A 14,768-nucleotide genomic window follows, 5' to 3' on the forward strand; every position below is an offset into this window, starting at 1 on the left:
CGGGCCCACACGGTCCCTGCAGATCACTTTTCCCTCAAGGAGATCGGACCATGAGTCGATTCCAGGTGCGCAAGGCCGCCGTGCTCGGCGCCGGCGTGATGGGCGCGCAGATCGCGGCCAACTTCATCAACGTCCGCGTGCCGGTGGTGCTGTTCGACCTCCCGGCCAAGGAAGGGCCGAAGAACGCCATCGTCACCAAGGCGGTGGACAACCTGAAGAAGCTCAAGCCCGCGCCGCTGGGGCTGGCGGAGGAGGCGGGGCTGATCCGCCAGGCCAACTATGAGCAGGACCTGGCGCTGCTGGCCGAGTGCGACCTCGTCATCGAGGCCATCGCCGAACGCATGGACTGGAAGCAGCAGCTCTACGCGCAGATCGCGCCGCACGTGGCGCCGCATGCCATCGTCGCCTCCAACACCTCGGGGCTGTCGATCACGCAACTGTCGCAGGCATTGCCGGAGGAACTGCGCCCGCGCTTCTGCGGCATCCACTTCTTCAACCCGCCGCGCTACATGCAGCTGGTGGAGCTGATCCCCGCGCCGCAGACGGCGCCGGAGATCCTGGACCAGCTCGAAACCTTCGTCACCACGGGCCTGGGCAAGGGCGTGGTGCGCGCCAAGGACACGCCCAACTTCGTCGCCAACCGCGTGGGCGTGATGAACATGCTCGCCACCATGGTCGAGGCCGAGCGCTTCAAGCTCTCCTATGACGTGGTGGACGACCTCACCGGCAAGAAGCTCGGCCGCGCGAGCTCCGGCACCTTCCGCACTGCGGACGTGGTGGGCCTGGACACGCTGGCGCACGTGGTGCGCACCATGCAGGAGCAGCTGCCGGACGACCCGTTCAAGGCGCACTTCGCCACGCCGCCGGTGCTGGCGGGGCTCATCGCGCAGGGCGCGCTGGGGCAGAAGGCCGGCGCGGGCTTCTACCGCAAGGTGGGCAAGGACATCCTGCGGCTCGACCCCGAGAAGCGCGACTACGTGCCCTCGGGCGCCAAGGCCGACGAGATCGTCGGCCGCATGCTCAAGAAGCCGCCCGCCGAGCGGCTGAAGCTGCTGCGCGAATCCTCCAACCCGCAGGCGCAGTTCCTGTGGGCCATCCTGCGCGACGGCTTCCACTATGCCGCGGTGCACCTGGCCGACATTGCCGACTCCGCGCGCGAGGTGGACCTGGCCCTGCGCTGGGGCTTCGGCATGGCGCAGGGGCCCTTCGAGCTGTGGCAGTCCGCGGGCTGGACGCAGGTGGCGCAGTGGATCAAGGAGGATATCGACGCCGGCAAGGCCCTGAGCAGCGCGCCGCTGCCGGCCTGGGTGTTCGAAGGCCCGGTGGCCGAGCGCGGCGGCGTGCACACGGCCGAGGGCTCGTGGAGCGCGGCGCAAGGCAGCTTCGTTCCCCCGCGCGAGCTGCCGGTGTACGAAAGGCAACTCTTCCCCGAGAGCGTGGCCGGCCTGGGCCGCGACGCGCTGAAGTCCGGCACCGAGCTGTTCAAGGGCCCGGAGCTGCGCGTGTGGACGCTCGATGGCGAGGTGCTGATCGCCAGCATCACCTCCAAGCTGCACCTCATCAGCCCGGACGTGACCGCCGGGCTGACCAAGGCGGTGGAGCTGGCCGAGCAGCAGTTCAAGGCGCTGGTGATCTGGTCGCCCGACGAGATGTTCTCCGCCGGCGCGAACCTGGAGGCGCTGATGCCGGTGTTCATGGCCAAGGGCCCGGCCGGCATCGGGCCCGAGGAACAGAAGATGCAGCAGCTGATGCTGCGCGTGCGCTACGCGGGCGTGCCGGTGGTGGCCGCCATGCGCGGCATCGCGCTGGGCGGCGGCTGCGAGCTGGCGGTGCACTGCGCCCGGCGCGTGGCGGCGATGGAGACCTACGTCGGCCTGGTGGAGGTCGGCGTGGGCCTGCTGCCCGGCGCCGGCGGCCTGACCTACATCGCTCGCCGCGCCGCGGAGAAGGGTGCCGCTGCACCCAACACGGACCTGCTGGCCTTCCTCAAGGACGGCTACATGGCTGCCGCCACGGCCACCGTGGGCACCAGCGCGCTGGAGTCGCGCAAGCTCGGCTACCTGCTGGAGAGCGACGTGATCGTGCCGCACAAGGACGAGCTGCTCTACGTCGCGCTCAACGAGGCGAAGGCCCTGGCGGACTCGGGCTACCGGCCGCCGCTCAAGCGCAGCTTCCCGGTGGCCGGGCGCTCCGGCATCGCCACCATCGAGGCGCAGCTGGTGGGCATGCGCGACGGCGGCTTCATCAGCGCGCACGACTACCGCATCGGCCGGCTGATCGCCGAGGTGGTGTGCGGCGGCGAGTTGGACGCCGGCACGCTGGTGACGGAGGAGTACCTGATGGCGCTGGAGCGCAAGCACTTCTGCGGCCTGCTGGGCCATCCCAAGACCCAGGAACGCATCATGGGCATGCTGCAGACCGGCAAGCCCGTGCGCAACTGAACCCGTTTCGAGGACATCACATGAGCACGGTGCAAGTTCAGGACGCCTACATCGTCGCGGCCACGCGCACGCCCATCGGCAAGTCCGGGCGCGGCGTCTTCCGCAACACCCGGCCCGACGACCTGCTGGTGGCCGCCCTGCGCGGCGCCTTGAAGCAGGTGCCCACGCTGGACCCGGCGGCCATCGAGGACGCCATCGTCGGCTGCTCCTTCCCGGAAGGCGAGCAGGGCATGAACGTGGCGCGCATGGCGGTGCTGCTGGCCGGGCTGCCGCCCTCGGTGGGCGGCGCCACGGTCAACCGCTTCTGCGCCTCGGGGCTGACGGCGCTGGCGATGGCGGCGGACCGCATCCGCGTCGGCGAGGCCGACGTGCTGATCGCCGGCGGCGTCGAATCCATGAGCCTGGTGCCCATGGGCGGCAACAAGCCGTCCTTCAACCCGGAGATGTTCACGCGTGACGAGAACGTGGGCATCGCCTACGGCATGGGCCTGACGGCGGAGAAGGTGGCGGCGCAGTGGAAGGTGAGCCGCCAGGCGCAGGACGAGTTCGCGCTGGCCTCGCACCAGAAGGCCGTGGCGGCCATCCAGAGCGGCGAGTTCAGGGACGAGATCACGCCGGTGGAGGTCATCGAGCGCCGCCCGGACCTGGAGACCGGTGAAGTCGTCAAGACCCCGCGCGTGGTCGACACCGACGAAGGCCCCCGCCCCGAAACCACCCTGGAGGCGCTGGCCAAGCTGAAACCCGTGTTCGCCGCCAAGGGCAGCGTGACGGCGGGCAACAGCTCGCAGACCAGCGACGGCGCCGGGGCGCTGATCGTCGCCAGCGAGGCGGCCGTCAAGCGCTTCAACCTGCAGCCGCTGGCGCGCTTCGTGAGCTTTTCCGTGAAGGGCGTGCCGCCGGAGATCATGGGCATCGGGCCGATCGATGCCATTCCCGCGGCGCTCAAGCGCGCCGGCATCCAGCTGTCGGACCTGGACTGGATCGAGCTGAACGAAGCCTTCGCGGCGCAGGCGCTGGCGGTGGTGGACAGCGTGGGCATCGACCGCGCGAAGCTGAACCCGCTGGGCGGCGCCATCGCGCTGGGCCACCCGCTGGGCGCCACCGGGGCGCTGCGCGCGGCCACCGTGGTGCACGGCCTGCGCCGCCGCGGCGGGCGCTACGGGATGCTCACCATGTGCGTGGGCACGGGGCAGGGCGCGGCGGGGATCTTCGAGCGGGTGTGAACGGGAGGCGGCGGCCCGGCCGGGCCGCCGGCCCCGCCGTCAGCAGCGGCCCTTCTTGGCCTGTCCGGGCGGGCAGAAGCCGCCGCCACCGCCGCCCTGGCTGCCGGCGCTGCCCGGATCGACGACGACCGAGCCCGAGGGCGTGTAGACGGCACAGCCATACAGGCTCGACAGGACCAGGCTCAGGGCAAGCAGGAGTCGCATAGGGGAACAACGCAGTCGGATGAAAGGGCGCGCATCGTAGTACGGCGCCGCACCGTCTCCGGGCGCGGCTGAGGCCGGTGCTTCAGCGCCCGCCGTCCTCTTCAGGCGCGTTTCCTGACTCCATCAGCGCATCCCGCAGCAAGCGGACCGCGGGCATGTCCTCGGCCATCGCGCCGGTGCAGATGAGCAATCGCCGCCGCGCCCAGGCGTCGGCCAGCGGCACGATGCGCACGCCGGCGTCCTGCCGGCGCCGGGCGGCGCTCAGCGGCATCACGGCCACGCCGACGCCGGCCGCCACGATGGGCAGCATCGCGTCGAAGTTGCCCACGCGCACGCGGTGCTGCGGCACCCGCCCGGCGCGGCTGGCCTGCTGCAGCAGGAAGCGGCTGAGCCCGCTGTCCCGCGGCAGGCCGACGAAAGGTTGCTCCAGCAACTCGACGTAGCGCACGGCCGCGACCGGCTGCTCCCCAAGGCGAGCCGGCATCAGCGCCACCAGCTGGTCGGCCAGCCAGGGCCGCGCGTCCAGGCCGGCGGGGTCCACGTGGTCCGCGGCGATGCCCAGGTCCGCCACCCCGCGCCGCAGCGCGTCCAGCACGGCGTCGCTGGAGGCCTCCTGCAGCTCGATGTCGATGTCCGGGTGCGCGGCGAGGAAGCGCCCCAGCCGCGGCGGCAGCGCTTCCGACAGGGCCGCGGTGTTGCACAGCACTCGCACGGTGCCGCGCAGGCCGCCGGCAAAGCCGGCCATCTCCACGTGCAGCGACTCCAGCTCCACCAGCACACGCTGCGCGTGCCGCGCCAGCGCCCGGCCCGCCGCGGTGGGGACCGCGCCGCTCTTGGAGCGCTCCAGCAGCCGCGTGCCGACCAGCGTCTCCAGCGCCTTGAGCCGCACGCTGGCCGCGGCCAGCGACAGGCTCATGGCCTCGGCGGCGGCGGTGATGGTGCCGAGCTCCAGCACGGCGGCGAAGAGGCGCAGGTCGAACGGTTCGATGCGGTAGTCCGACACGCGGCGTGCTGCGGGCATGGGTGCTTCCTTCGGCGATGCCGAAGGATATGCGGCGCATTCACAGATGGACGCCGCACGGCCCGCGCCGCGAGCATGCCGGGCATGGATGGCATCGATCTCTCCCAAGTGTTGGCCGTGGGCCTGGTGTTCGTGGTGGCCGGCGCGGTCAAGGGCATCACCGGCATGGGGCTGCCCACGGTGGCGGTGAGCCTGCTGGGGCTGTGGATGGCGCCCGGCGAGGCGGCCGCGCTGCTCGTAGTGCCGGCGCTGGCGACCAACGTCGCGCAATGCCGCGGGCCCTACCTGCGCCGCCTGGCCGCGAGGCTGTGGCCGGCCTGGGCAGCGCTGGCGCTGGTGACGGTCGCGATGCCCGTGCCCGCCGCCGGCCCGGCGGGGCTGAATGCGCATGCGCTGCTGGGCGGCGCGCTGGTGCTCTATGGCCTGTGGGGGCTGTGGCGTCCGAGCCTGCCGGAACTGCCGCCCCGGGCGCACTGGCTGGCGCCGGTGGCGGGTGCGGCCACCGGCGCGGTGACCGCCGCCACGGCGGTATTCGTCATTCCGCTGGTGCCCTGGCTGCAGTGCCTGCGGCTGGGCAAGGAGGAGATGGTGCAGGCGCTGGGACTGTCCTTCACCGTGGCCACGCTGGCGCTGGCCGTGCGCCTGGGCGCGTCCGGCGGCGGCAGCCTGTGGTCCACCGAGGTGGCGCTGGCGCTGCTGGCCGCCTTCGCCGGCCTGGGGCTGGGCGCCCGGGTACGCACGCGCATCAGCGGCGCGGCGTTCCAGCGGGCGCTGTTCCTGGTGTTCGTGGGTTTAGGAGTCGCCAACCTGCTGCGCGGCGCCTGATTCGGGCCAGCGCGCCTTCGCCGCCGGCAGCCGCCACCACGGCAGTTGCGGCCACAGGTGGTGCTCGTGGTGGCGCCCGAAGTGGTAGCAGGCCAGCAGCGACAGCAGCCACGGCCAGTGCAGCGAGCGCGTGCGGTGGCGGTCGGCAAAGGCGTTGGCGCCATGGCGGTGTGGCAGCCAGGTGCCCACGGTGAAGAGCTGCAGCGCGGACAGGATCGCCGGCAGGCCCCAGAAGGCGATCAGGTTCGAGGCCCGCGCGCCCAGCGCCAGGTACAGCGCCAGCACGGCGGTGACGGTGGCGAACTCGGCCCAGCCGAAATGGCGCAGGAAGAAGGCGCGCAGCCAGGCGGCGAAAGCGCGCGGGGCGGCGGCGTGGAAGTCCGGGTCCTCCGCCGTGCCGGGCGCGTCGTGGTGGCGCTGGTGCGAGGCCGCCAGCCGCCGGAAGCGGAAGCCCGCATACAGGCCCACGCACAGTTGCCCGATGGCCGCGTTGAGCCGGGGCCGGTGCGGCGCCAGCGAGCCGTGGATGGCGTCGTGCGCCACGATGAAGAGCCCCGTGGACAGCCACGTCTGCAGCGCGATGAGGAGCGGCACCCGCACCCAGTCGATGGCGCTCCAGCGGTGGAAGAACACGCCCCACAGGTGCAGCGCGAGCCAGCCGCCGATGATCAAGGTCGCCAGCGCGACGCCCACCAGGCGCTGGCGCGCGGGCGGGATGGAGGCGGCCGGCAAGGCCGGCGTGTGCAGGGGCTGGGACGAAGGCATGGCGGCCGAGTTTGCGGCAGCCGGCGTGCCGCGGCCGGGCCAGGGCCAAGCCGCTCCTGCCCGCCGCTGGCAGACTCCCCCGCCATGGCCCGCCTCCTCGTCGCTACCGTTCCCATGACCGGCCACGTGCGGCCGATGGCCGCATTGGTGCGCGCCCTGGCGCAGCGGGGCCACGCCATCGCCTGGCAAACGGGACGCAAGTTCGAGCCGCTGGTGCGGGACAGCGGCGCGGCCTTCAGGCCCATGGCGCCGGACACCGACTGGGACGACGCCGACATCGAGGCGGCATTTCCGGGGCTGCGCCGCCGGCGCGGCATCGCCCGCCTCAAGGCACAGCTCGACGCCGCCTTCATCGCCCCGGCGCCGCGCCAGATGCGCGACCTGGAAGCCGCCTGCGACGCCTTCGCGCCCGACGCTGTGCTCGCCGACCAGGCGCACCTGGGCGCGGCGCTGCTGCACGAGAGGCACGGCGTGCCCTGGGCCGGACTGGGCGTGAGCGCGCTGGGCGTGCCCAGCGTGGACACGGCGCCCTTCGGGTCGGCGCTGCCGCCGGCACGCAACGACGGCGACCGCTCGCGCAACCGGCTGCTCAATGCGCTGATCCTGCGCGGGCTATTTGCCGGCACCAACCGGGCTTGGCGGCGCGCCCGGGCGGCGGCGGGGCTGCCGCCGGGCGAGGGCACGTATTTCGACGTGCTCTCGCCGCAGCTCTACCTGCAGCCCACCGTGCCGGGCTTCGAGTACGTGCGCAGCGACCTGCCGCCGCAAGTGCACTTCATCGGCCCGCTGTGGCTGCGCGAAGGGCCCCGGCCGCCGGCGCTGCCTGCCTGGTGGGCCGAGGTCGAGGGGGCGCACCGTGCCGGCCGGCCGCTGGTGCTGGTGACGCAGGGCACGCTCGCCACCGACGTGCGCGAGCTGATCGTCCCAGCCCTGCGCGCGCTGGCGCGGGAGGACATGCTGGTTGTCGCCACCGCGGCGCCCGAAGCCGTGGCGGCGGCGCTGGACGGCGCGCCGCCGGCCAATGCCCGGCTGGCGCCCTTCGTGCCGTACCCCGCGCTGCTGCCGTTGCTGTCGGCGGTGGTGACCAACGGCGGCTACGGTGGCGTGCAGCAGGCGCTGGCCCACGGGCTGCCGCTGGTGGTGGCCGGCGGCAGCGAGGAGAAGCCGGAGATCGCCGCGCGCGTGGCCTGGAGCGGCGCCGGCCTGGACCTGCGTACCGGCCGCCCCTCGCCACGCGCGCTGCTCCAGGCCGTGCGCCGCGTGCTGGACGAGCCCGCCTTCAAAACCCGGGCCCGGGCGCTGGCGGCCGAGATGGCAGCCTTCGACGCACCGGCGCTGGGCGCCGCCCTGGTGGAGCGGCTGGCGGCCACGCGGGCACCGGTGTTGCGTTCGGCTGGAGGTTAAGCGCGGCGAATGGCAGCCGAACCTTCAAAATGCCAAGCTCGAACATCTTTTGAATCTATTTCCTGGAGCTTGCCGGTCGGGCATCCGATGTCTGTGATTCTTGCTGATTCAATTCCGTCAGGAGATCGTTCCAGGCTTTCTTGTCCGATGCCTTGAGATCCTTCAACTGCTCCAGCAGCTGTTCCCGGCACTGCTGCTGGCTCTCCGCCTTTATCTTTTCGACGTCTTCGAACAATTTTCTGAATTTGGCGGTCGTGTCGTTGGCGATGCCGGCATGGTCCAGCAGCAGCTTCACCACGTCCATGAGCTGCCCGATCTGGCGTCCATAACTGTTCTTGCCCAGTATCGCCTGTTCCACACCGGGTGCGGTCGAATTGTTGTGGTTGACGATGTAGTTGCCGAAACTCCAGCCGGGATTGATGGCCTGCCGTAGGTTGTCGGGCGAGAGCTGGAGGGTGACGAGCGGTCCAAACGGCCAGAAGGCTTGGGAATGTCTTTCAGATGAAATGCTGTTTGACATAATCGTTCCTGTGGTTCCGGTGTTGGAAAGAAACGTTTCCGCAAGTGAAGGCGCTGCGTGGGCGCATTTGCCGCGGCGCGTGCTTTGCTCCGGGGCTGATGGCCGTCGAAGCCTACGACGAAAAGCATGGACCTGATCGCGCTCATCGAAACCCATGGCTACTGGATGCTGGCCCTGGGCTGCCTGCTCGAAGGCGAAAGCCTGCTGGTGCTGGCCGGCTTCGCCGCGCACGAGGGGCATCTGAGCCCCGCCGGCGTGCTGGCAGTGGCCACCGTGATGGCGATGGTGGGCGACCAGATCTATTTCTGGATCGGCCGCTGGCGCGGGCCGCAGCTGCTGGCGCGCCATCCCAAGCTGGCGGCCAAGGCCGAGCGGGTGCACCGGCTGCTCGACCGCTGGCACGCGCCGCTGATCATCGGGTTGCGCTTCGCCTACGGGCTGCGCATCGCAGGGCCGATCTTCATCGGTGCCTCGCCGCTGCCGGCGTGGCGCTTCGCGCTCTACAACGGCATCGGCGCCGTGATCTGGGCGGTGCTGGTGGGCGGCATCGGCTGGGCCTTCGGCGCGGCGGCGCAGGCACTGCTGGGCGAGCTGCAGCGCTACCAGATGGGCCTGATGGGCGCGCTGCTCGGGGCGGCGCTGCTGGTGTGGATGTGGCGCCGGCTGCGGCGGCCGCAGCGCTGAACACGGGCCGGCGTGAAATATTGAAGCCGTGCGGGGAAGCGTCAGGCGCGAACCGGCTGCCCGCCGGAAACCGTGCCGGTGTGCAGTTGTCTTGAAAAGAAGGTTGTTCAAAGACTGGGCGCTGCAACTATTTTAAGTATATGACGCAGCAATAGGGGGTTCAGGGAAATGTTGAATGGCCCGATCTCGTCAGAATATTTTGGCCTGGGGGTGATGGAGCAAATCTAGGAGGATGCGAAGTGGCCGCCCGGTTCCCCGGCGTTCCGGCTGCTGCGGATGCCAAGGCGACGCCGCCCGGTGCTGACATGGAGGTTGGAGACACGGCTGCCTTGGCTGAGCCACCGGTGGGTTTTAAAGCTCCGGGTGGCTGTCGGTCTGTTCAATTTTGTTATTCATTCTCCTGGGAATGGTTTGGTTCGTTTGGCTGGAAAACGCTTTTCCTTGGCGTTGACCTCGACCCCGGCGCCCCGGAAATTTGGCTTGCTATCGTGGGCGACGACGGCAGCAAGGAATGGCGGTGATTCCTAAAGCCGTGGAACTCGCAGATGCGTCATCGACGACATCCGGAATTTCGACAATGCCGTCTGGAGTCTTGCCCAAATCAAGCCGGCCGCGCAGCCCGACGACTTCGTGTCCTGAGTCCCCGGGCCGGTACGACGGCGCGGCGCGCCGGCTCGTGTCCAATCGCGGCTTCCACACACGGGAGGACGAACATTGGGACAAGCCGTGATGGTGCTGGGCACCACCAGCGGGGCGGGCAAGAGCTGGCTCGCCACCGCGTTGTGCCGCTGGTATGCGCGCCGAGGGCTGAAAGTCGCGCCCTTCAAGGCGCAGAACATGAGCAACAACGCCCGCGTGGTGCCGGGCCCGGGTGGCGGCGTGGGTGAGATCGGCAGCGCGCAGTACTTCCAGGCCCTGGCCGCGGGCGTGGTGCCCGACGTGCGCATGAATCCCGTGCTGCTGAAGCCCGAGCGCGACACGGCCAGCCAGGTGATCGTGCTGGGCCAAGTGCGGCCGGACCTGATGGCCGTGCCCTGGCGCTCGCGCAGCGAGCAGCTGTGGCCGCCGGCGCGCCAGGCGCTCCACGAGCTGCTGGACAGTCACGACGTGGTAGTGATCGAGGGCGCGGGCTCGCCGGCCGAGATCAACCTGCACGCCAGCGACTACGTGAACATGCGCACCGCGCTGGCAGCGCGCGCCGCGTGCCTGCTGGTCACGGACATCGACCGCGGCGGCGCCTTCGCCCACCTCTACGGCACGCATGCGCTGCTGCCGGCCGAGGAGCGGGCGCTGATCCGCGGCTTCGTGCTCAACCGCTTCCGCGGCGACGCCGCGCTGCTGGCGCCGGGCCCGCAGCAGCTGCAGGCGCTCACCGGCGTGCCCACGGTGGCGGTGCTGCCGATGTGGCGCGAGCACGGCCTGCCGGAGGAAGACGGGCTGTACGACGAGGCGCCCCGCGGCGAGGGCATCCACGTGGCGGTGGTGGCCTACCCGCGCATCTCCAACCTGGACGAATTCCAGCCGCTGCGCCGCCTGCCCGGCGTGCGCCTCAGTTGGGCGCGCACGCCGGCGCAGCTCGCGGGCGCGGACTGGATCGTGCTGCCCGGCTCCAAGCACACCAGCGGCGACCTGGCGTGGCTGCGCTCGCAGGGGCTGGACGAGCCGATCCGCCGCCACGCCGCGCTAGGCCGGCCGCTGCTGGGCGTGTGCGGCGGCCTGCAGCTGCTGGGGCGCGCGCTGCACGACCCGCACGGCGTGGACGGCAGCGGCCCCGGGCTGGACCTGCTGCCGCTGGAAACCACCTTCGACACCGAGAAGCTGCTGCGCCCGGGCCGGGTGCGATTCGAGGGGCTGGCGGCGCCGTGGGCGACGCTGTCGGGCGTGGGCTGCGAGGGCTACGAGATTCGCCACGGCCGCACCTGCGCCGTGGGCGAAGCCGCCGTGGCGCTGCGCAACGCCGACGGCGAGGCCATCGGCTGGCAGCGCGGCCACGTGCTGGGCCTGTACGCGCACGGGCTGTTCGAGTCACCCGCGGTGCTGCAGGCGCTGTTCGGCGCGACGGTGCCGGCGCTGGATGCCGTGTTCGAGGGCATGGCGGATTTCGTGGAGCGGCATTTCGAGGCGGGGGTGCTGGAGGGGTTGCTGGAGGCGCACTGAGCCGGTGTTCCGGCGGCCTGCCGGGGTGTGGTGGGCCGTTTTCTCACGCTTTTTGCTGAATAAATAAATTAATTTGTGCTTAGTTTTGAGCAATCAACTTCGTTTTCTTGTTTTTTGGAGTTATTTTGTAGCACTTGCTTGGTAGGTACAGTTGTTGCTCGGGGTTGAGTCTATAAATTACCTCTGTGGTGTCGAAGCCAGGCGGCGGCGTATCAATGGATCGCGCGGTTGTTGGCACGTTTCTTGAAGGTTGTAGTTCGAAATCAACGCTGCTTGCGACTGGTGCAAATAATATCGCGCATGCCCGCTTTGTGCGCTTGTCTACGCTGAATAGCGTGCGTGTGTAGTTTTTGCTTGGCGTGGTGTCCATGGCCCAAACATAGTCCTTGGGCGATTTTGAATAATTCGTGGGTCTAAAGGTTGTTGTTTTGATGTTTTCATCGGAACTGTATTGCTTTCCAAAGATCATGCTCAAGTAGTATGGGATGGAGTCGAAGCATTTACCTGTTGGCGAAACCTCCCAAATTGTGCCGCTGGAGTCACGGCCGGCGGCTGCATGTGCGGGAAGAGAAATAATGAAGCTTAATATGGGGAAGTTAAGGTGCTTGGCGATCATGGTGAACTGTCCCTGTTTGGGTTGGAAGTGTTTCTGTGGGTAAACTCCAGTAGACTTGCCGTTTATTAAACGGCAAGTAAGCTGATCTGTTTTGTGGTGTATTAGTTTTGTCTGTTGTCATGTAATGCGTTGTGTGAAATATCTACTGACATTTAACTCTTGCCGTTCGAGTGGCATGTATGGCGTAGCAGACGGTTTTTTGTTCCTGGTATGCTTGTTTGTTCAGGTCATAGTGATAGTCTGTTTCTGACCACTGTGCGCGGGATTGCCGGGCGGTGGAGCGAATGATGAACATGCCGTTTGATGATGGCTTCAGTAGCTTGATTCCAGATGATGATGTATCGGGGTAAAAGACCAGTCTGCTTTTGCAGTTCTCCATGAGAAATATTGCTGTAAAATAGCTAGTGCCTTTTGTTTTGGGTGTGATCTGTATTGCGTCAGGTGCCGCTGTGTTTGCGTGTAGTTGTATGTTTGAGATTTCCAGTGCATTTGTGAAATTTTCTATCGTGCAGTCGATGTCGGGTCCGCAGATATAATCTTTAGTTTCTCCCATCGTGTACAGTTCTTGTACTGCCGTCTTGATGATTTCGGGGCACGGTTCCTCATGCGCGTTTGTGTTGGTTGTTATTATTATTGTGGCGGCAATGAGCTTTAAGAGACTTTTCATGGGAGTGGTCTCCTTGGTGTCGTGCTTACTTGAATGGTGTGGTCATTGGGCTCGAAGCTGCGTCTGCTTGTGCCGTTTGGCAGTATTCGGGTGCCAGTCCTCGTGGAGGAACGTCGCCAAGTGAATGTGACGGATTCTGTATTGGCTTGTCTTACGTCGTCCATGAGTATGTGCTTCAAATAAATGGCAGCCTGAAGCCGGCCTTCAAGCCCGTTGATGTTTTCGGCACTTACATTGCCGTTGGTGCCCCTGGCTGTTTGCATGAAGTTTTCGATTTCCAAGCCTGCGTCGGCATCTATCAATGCATTGCGCTGAGTAGCCACCGCCCCGGGGTTGATCCAATACACCATGGTGTCGATGCAGTTGGCGTCACTTCCAAGTATGAGCTGTCCAGGATCCCATCCAAGCGGCGCATACAGTCCAGTGGTGATGGTTTTTGGAAAGCGACGATAGTCTCCGAACCATTTGTAGTTGCTGAGGTGCGTAAGCTGTATCAGACCGCGTCCCCACCATGGCGCGTATGGTTGTCCACTGCCTCCGCCCTCTTCCATCAAACGCAAGTATCCGGTTTCCTCCCAGACGTTGGCAAAGGCATGTACCTTTCGATGGTTGCTGCTAATGCCATATTTGCGCAATGAAATATTCAAGTGTGGTATCCATCTTTGGATGCGTTGTCTGATGATTGAATTTGCTCCTATGTTTTCTTCGTGGAAGCTGCTGTTGCGAAGTTTCAGGACTGTGAGAGGGATGGTCTGAGCCGCCTCATTGATGCTCAGCCAGTTGCACGATTTAAGGTGTTTTATAAATTGCTTTGGGTCGAGTGTCCAATGTGCTTCGAATATTTCTTGGCAATCGAAGCACAGTGCGTTTGCATGCTCGGTGAACTGCTTGTATTCCGCTGTCCCCATGGGTCTTTGGTTTGTTTTGTCCCCGTTCTGTAACCACTGCCAACGTGAATTCAGCGTCGTTGCATCCCATTCGCAAGATAACCTGCATATGGCCTTGCGCATACGGTTTGCAGTACCTTCTTGTGTAAGGGCTGCAATGCCGGCGATTGAGTCGATGCTGTCGGAATTGTCCTGATTCAGCCATGACCTCACTGTGGGCGAATCGCAGCGTGCATCGCCGTTCGTATCGTCGGCAATCAACTTCCATCCTTTCCATTGCGGGAAATCAGCATCGGTGTATTTTCGTACGTTTGCTGCGTTGAGATTGATCCAGCCCGTGCCGCCGGCATGAACGATTTGTCGCCAATGAGGTACATCAACTGGTGTCAAGGGGTCGGGTCCGATGACACGTCCAAAACGCAGCAATTCCAGCACGGCACTTGGGGCCGGTTGTGAGGCAGCGGGATAGGAACGGCTGATGGCCATGCTGTCTTGGTACAGCTTGTATTCCGCACCTGCCTCGACCCGTGCCGGTCCATAGGTTGAACCATCCAGCCTGTAACTCGTGACGAAGGCATGGCCACGTTGCTCTGCCGGACCTTGGCCACTGGCATAGCGTAAGCCCACCACCATGGCCTCTGGCGTTTGCGCGATTGGCTGCAGGGCTACCGTGGCTGCTGCATTCGGGCCATTGCGCTCGGCTATCCGAGCCACTGGACTGTTGGACAGCGGGCGTTGCCCGTAGAAAGGTGTATTGGTTGGAATATGGAAATAAATCTCGCCGTACAGCACATCCATGCGCCCATCGCGGTCCAGCGGCACGTCGCCTGAAGTGCGGCCGATAAGCCTTTGCAGGTTCGCTTCGTCGCATCGAATTTCGAAATGAATCTGGTTTGGGGTGCCGTAAATGTGTCCCGCCTGACCAATGGCGTCCTTGCGCCAGACGGGGCGGTTTCTCATCACCGCTGGGCGAATACTGTGCAAATGGTTGTAGACAGAATAAAAACGTACGGAGGTAGGCCGTCCCTGAGCGTCAGCACCGATTTCCGTCTCATGCCGGATCACGACCACGCCATTGCTGGTATAGCCACCGCCATAGCGCAACGGATGTTGAGGGTCATCGGTGGTCATGGGTTCGCGCACAAATACCACCGTGCCGTCGGCAATGGCGCGTACCGGCTCGGTCGTCGCCCCGTTCATTGGCGCCGTCAAGTGAATACCGCCATGCCAATCCAGTTGTGCACTGACCGGGTAGGCTCCCGTCCCGGGTTGGCCACCCTGCATGGCAATTTCAAACCACTGGTCTTCACTCAGGTTCCCACGAGGCGGCAAGAAAGGAGGGCTGATCAGCATG

General features: G+C 66.5%; 14 protein-coding genes. 7 read left to right on the forward strand and 7 right to left on the reverse strand.

The genetic code is table 11. The features are described from left to right. The first annotated feature begins 50 nt into the window (after positions 1-50). Both H537_RS0132195 and H537_RS0132200 read left to right on the forward strand, forming a co-directional pair. On the forward strand, positions 51-2,441 hold the full coding sequence (locus tag H537_RS0132195; RefSeq protein ID WP_029001171.1) for a 3-hydroxyacyl-CoA dehydrogenase/enoyl-CoA hydratase family protein: 2,391 nt from the start codon (positions 51-53) through the stop codon (positions 2,439-2,441). 20 nt (positions 2,442-2,461) lie between these two features. Continuing rightward, entirely contained in the window at positions 2,462-3,664 is a 1,203-nt protein-coding gene (locus H537_RS0132200; RefSeq protein ID WP_029001172.1) for an acetyl-CoA C-acyltransferase, read from the forward strand. A 39-nt stretch (positions 3,665-3,703) separates the two neighbouring features. Here the strand turns inward: H537_RS0132200 and H537_RS54660 are convergent, their stop codons facing one another. Together H537_RS54660 and H537_RS0132210 are read right to left on the reverse strand one after the other, a co-directional pair. Then, the gene (locus H537_RS54660; protein ID WP_169517134.1) at positions 3,704-3,868 is read right to left on the reverse strand and encodes a hypothetical protein; all 165 of its coding nucleotides are present in this window, start codon (positions 3,866-3,868) and stop codon (positions 3,704-3,706) included. A gap of 82 nt (positions 3,869-3,950) precedes the next feature. After that, on the reverse strand, positions 3,951-4,889 hold the full coding sequence (locus H537_RS0132210) for a LysR family transcriptional regulator (protein WP_051243913.1): 939 nt from the start codon (positions 4,887-4,889) through the stop codon (positions 3,951-3,953). An 84-nt stretch (positions 4,890-4,973) separates the two neighbouring features. Here H537_RS0132210 and H537_RS0132215 point away from each other — a divergent pair, with 84 nt between their 5' ends. Next, entirely contained in the window at positions 4,974-5,714 is a 741-nt protein-coding gene (locus H537_RS0132215) for a TSUP family transporter (protein ID WP_029001174.1), read from the forward strand. Here H537_RS0132215 and H537_RS46745 read toward each other — a convergent pair. Then, positions 5,682-6,479, reverse strand: coding sequence for a fatty acid desaturase (locus H537_RS46745; RefSeq protein ID WP_051243916.1), 798 nt, complete (start codon positions 6,477-6,479; stop codon positions 5,682-5,684). The genes H537_RS0132215 and H537_RS46745 overlap by 33 nt on opposite strands. An 84-nt stretch (positions 6,480-6,563) precedes the next feature. On the opposite strand from H537_RS46745, the gene H537_RS0132225 reads away from it, so the two are divergent. Continuing rightward, complete coding sequence (locus tag H537_RS0132225; RefSeq protein ID WP_029001175.1) at positions 6,564-7,883, forward strand: glycosyltransferase; 1,320 nt, start codon at positions 6,564-6,566, stop codon at positions 7,881-7,883. A gap of 55 nt (positions 7,884-7,938) precedes the next feature. On the opposite strand, the gene H537_RS49915 is transcribed toward H537_RS0132225, so the two are convergent. Continuing rightward, entirely contained in the window at positions 7,939-8,559 is a 621-nt protein-coding gene (locus H537_RS49915; RefSeq protein ID WP_156902068.1) for a hypothetical protein, read from the reverse strand. On the opposite strand from H537_RS49915, the gene H537_RS0132235 reads away from it, so the two are divergent. The 3 genes from H537_RS0132235 (at position 8,530) to H537_RS0132240 (ending at position 11,244) form a co-directional block, all read left to right on the forward strand. Beyond that, positions 8,530-9,087, forward strand: a complete 558-nt coding sequence (locus tag H537_RS0132235) for a DedA family protein (RefSeq protein ID WP_029001176.1) — start codon at positions 8,530-8,532, stop codon at positions 9,085-9,087. The two genes, H537_RS49915 and H537_RS0132235, sit on opposite strands and share 30 nt — an antisense overlap. A 239-nt stretch (positions 9,088-9,326) precedes the next feature. Next, positions 9,327-9,608: a hypothetical protein gene (locus H537_RS53665; RefSeq protein ID WP_156902069.1), complete on the forward strand. Its 282-nt coding sequence runs from the start codon at positions 9,327-9,329 to the stop codon at positions 9,606-9,608. A gap of 208 nt (positions 9,609-9,816) precedes the next feature. Further along, complete coding sequence (locus H537_RS0132240; protein ID WP_043460980.1) at positions 9,817-11,244, forward strand: cobyric acid synthase; 1,428 nt, start codon at positions 9,817-9,819, stop codon at positions 11,242-11,244. Positions 11,245-11,323: 79 nt separating this feature from the next. Here H537_RS0132240 and H537_RS53670 read toward each other — a convergent pair whose 3' ends face one another. From H537_RS53670 to H537_RS51725, 3 genes are all read right to left on the reverse strand, one after another. Beyond that, positions 11,324-11,860, reverse strand: a complete 537-nt coding sequence (locus H537_RS53670) for a hypothetical protein (RefSeq protein WP_156902070.1) — start codon at positions 11,858-11,860, stop codon at positions 11,324-11,326. A gap of 142 nt (positions 11,861-12,002) precedes the next feature. After that, on the reverse strand, positions 12,003-12,527 hold the full coding sequence (locus tag H537_RS53675; protein ID WP_156902071.1) for a hypothetical protein: 525 nt from the start codon (positions 12,525-12,527) through the stop codon (positions 12,003-12,005). Next, positions 12,524-14,767, reverse strand: coding sequence for a M23 family metallopeptidase (locus H537_RS51725; protein ID WP_084151107.1), 2,244 nt, complete (start codon positions 14,765-14,767; stop codon positions 12,524-12,526). The genes H537_RS53675 and H537_RS51725 overlap by 4 nt, the downstream gene beginning before the upstream one ends. Position 14,768 lies beyond the last annotated feature (1 nt).

The sequence above is a fragment of the Azohydromonas australica DSM 1124 genome (assembly GCF_000430725.1).
Classification (GTDB): Bacteria; Pseudomonadota; Gammaproteobacteria; order Burkholderiales; family Burkholderiaceae_C; genus Azohydromonas; species Azohydromonas australica.

Bases quoted from the DNA above. Each gene is read 5' to 3' on its own strand.
- H537_RS51725 (WP_084151107.1), bottom strand. From the start codon at position 14,767: ATGCTGATCAGCCCTCCTTTCTTGCCGCCTCGTGGGAACCTGAGTGAA.
- H537_RS0132225 (WP_029001175.1), top strand. From the start codon at position 6,564: ATGGCCCGCCTCCTCGTCGCTACCGTTCCCATGACCGGCCACGTGCGG.
- H537_RS46745 (WP_051243916.1), bottom strand. From the start codon at position 6,479: ATGCCTTCGTCCCAGCCCCTGCACACGCCGGCCTTGCCGGCCGCCTCC.
- H537_RS53675 (WP_156902071.1), bottom strand. From the start codon at position 12,527: ATGAAAAGTCTCTTAAAGCTCATTGCCGCCACAATAATAATAACAACC.
- H537_RS0132235 (WP_029001176.1), top strand. From the start codon at position 8,530: ATGGACCTGATCGCGCTCATCGAAACCCATGGCTACTGGATGCTGGCC.
- H537_RS0132200 (WP_029001172.1), top strand. From the start codon at position 2,462: ATGAGCACGGTGCAAGTTCAGGACGCCTACATCGTCGCGGCCACGCGC.
- H537_RS49915 (WP_156902068.1), bottom strand. From the start codon at position 8,559: ATGGGTTTCGATGAGCGCGATCAGGTCCATGCTTTTCGTCGTAGGCTT.
- H537_RS53670 (WP_156902070.1), bottom strand. From the start codon at position 11,860: ATGATCGCCAAGCACCTTAACTTCCCCATATTAAGCTTCATTATTTCT.
- H537_RS0132215 (WP_029001174.1), top strand. From the start codon at position 4,974: ATGGATGGCATCGATCTCTCCCAAGTGTTGGCCGTGGGCCTGGTGTTC.
- H537_RS0132195 (WP_029001171.1), top strand. From the start codon at position 51: ATGAGTCGATTCCAGGTGCGCAAGGCCGCCGTGCTCGGCGCCGGCGTG.
- H537_RS54660 (WP_169517134.1), bottom strand. From the start codon at position 3,868: ATGCGACTCCTGCTTGCCCTGAGCCTGGTCCTGTCGAGCCTGTATGGC.
- H537_RS0132240 (WP_043460980.1), top strand. From the start codon at position 9,817: ATGGTGCTGGGCACCACCAGCGGGGCGGGCAAGAGCTGGCTCGCCACC.
- H537_RS0132210 (WP_051243913.1), bottom strand. From the start codon at position 4,889: ATGCCCGCAGCACGCCGCGTGTCGGACTACCGCATCGAACCGTTCGAC.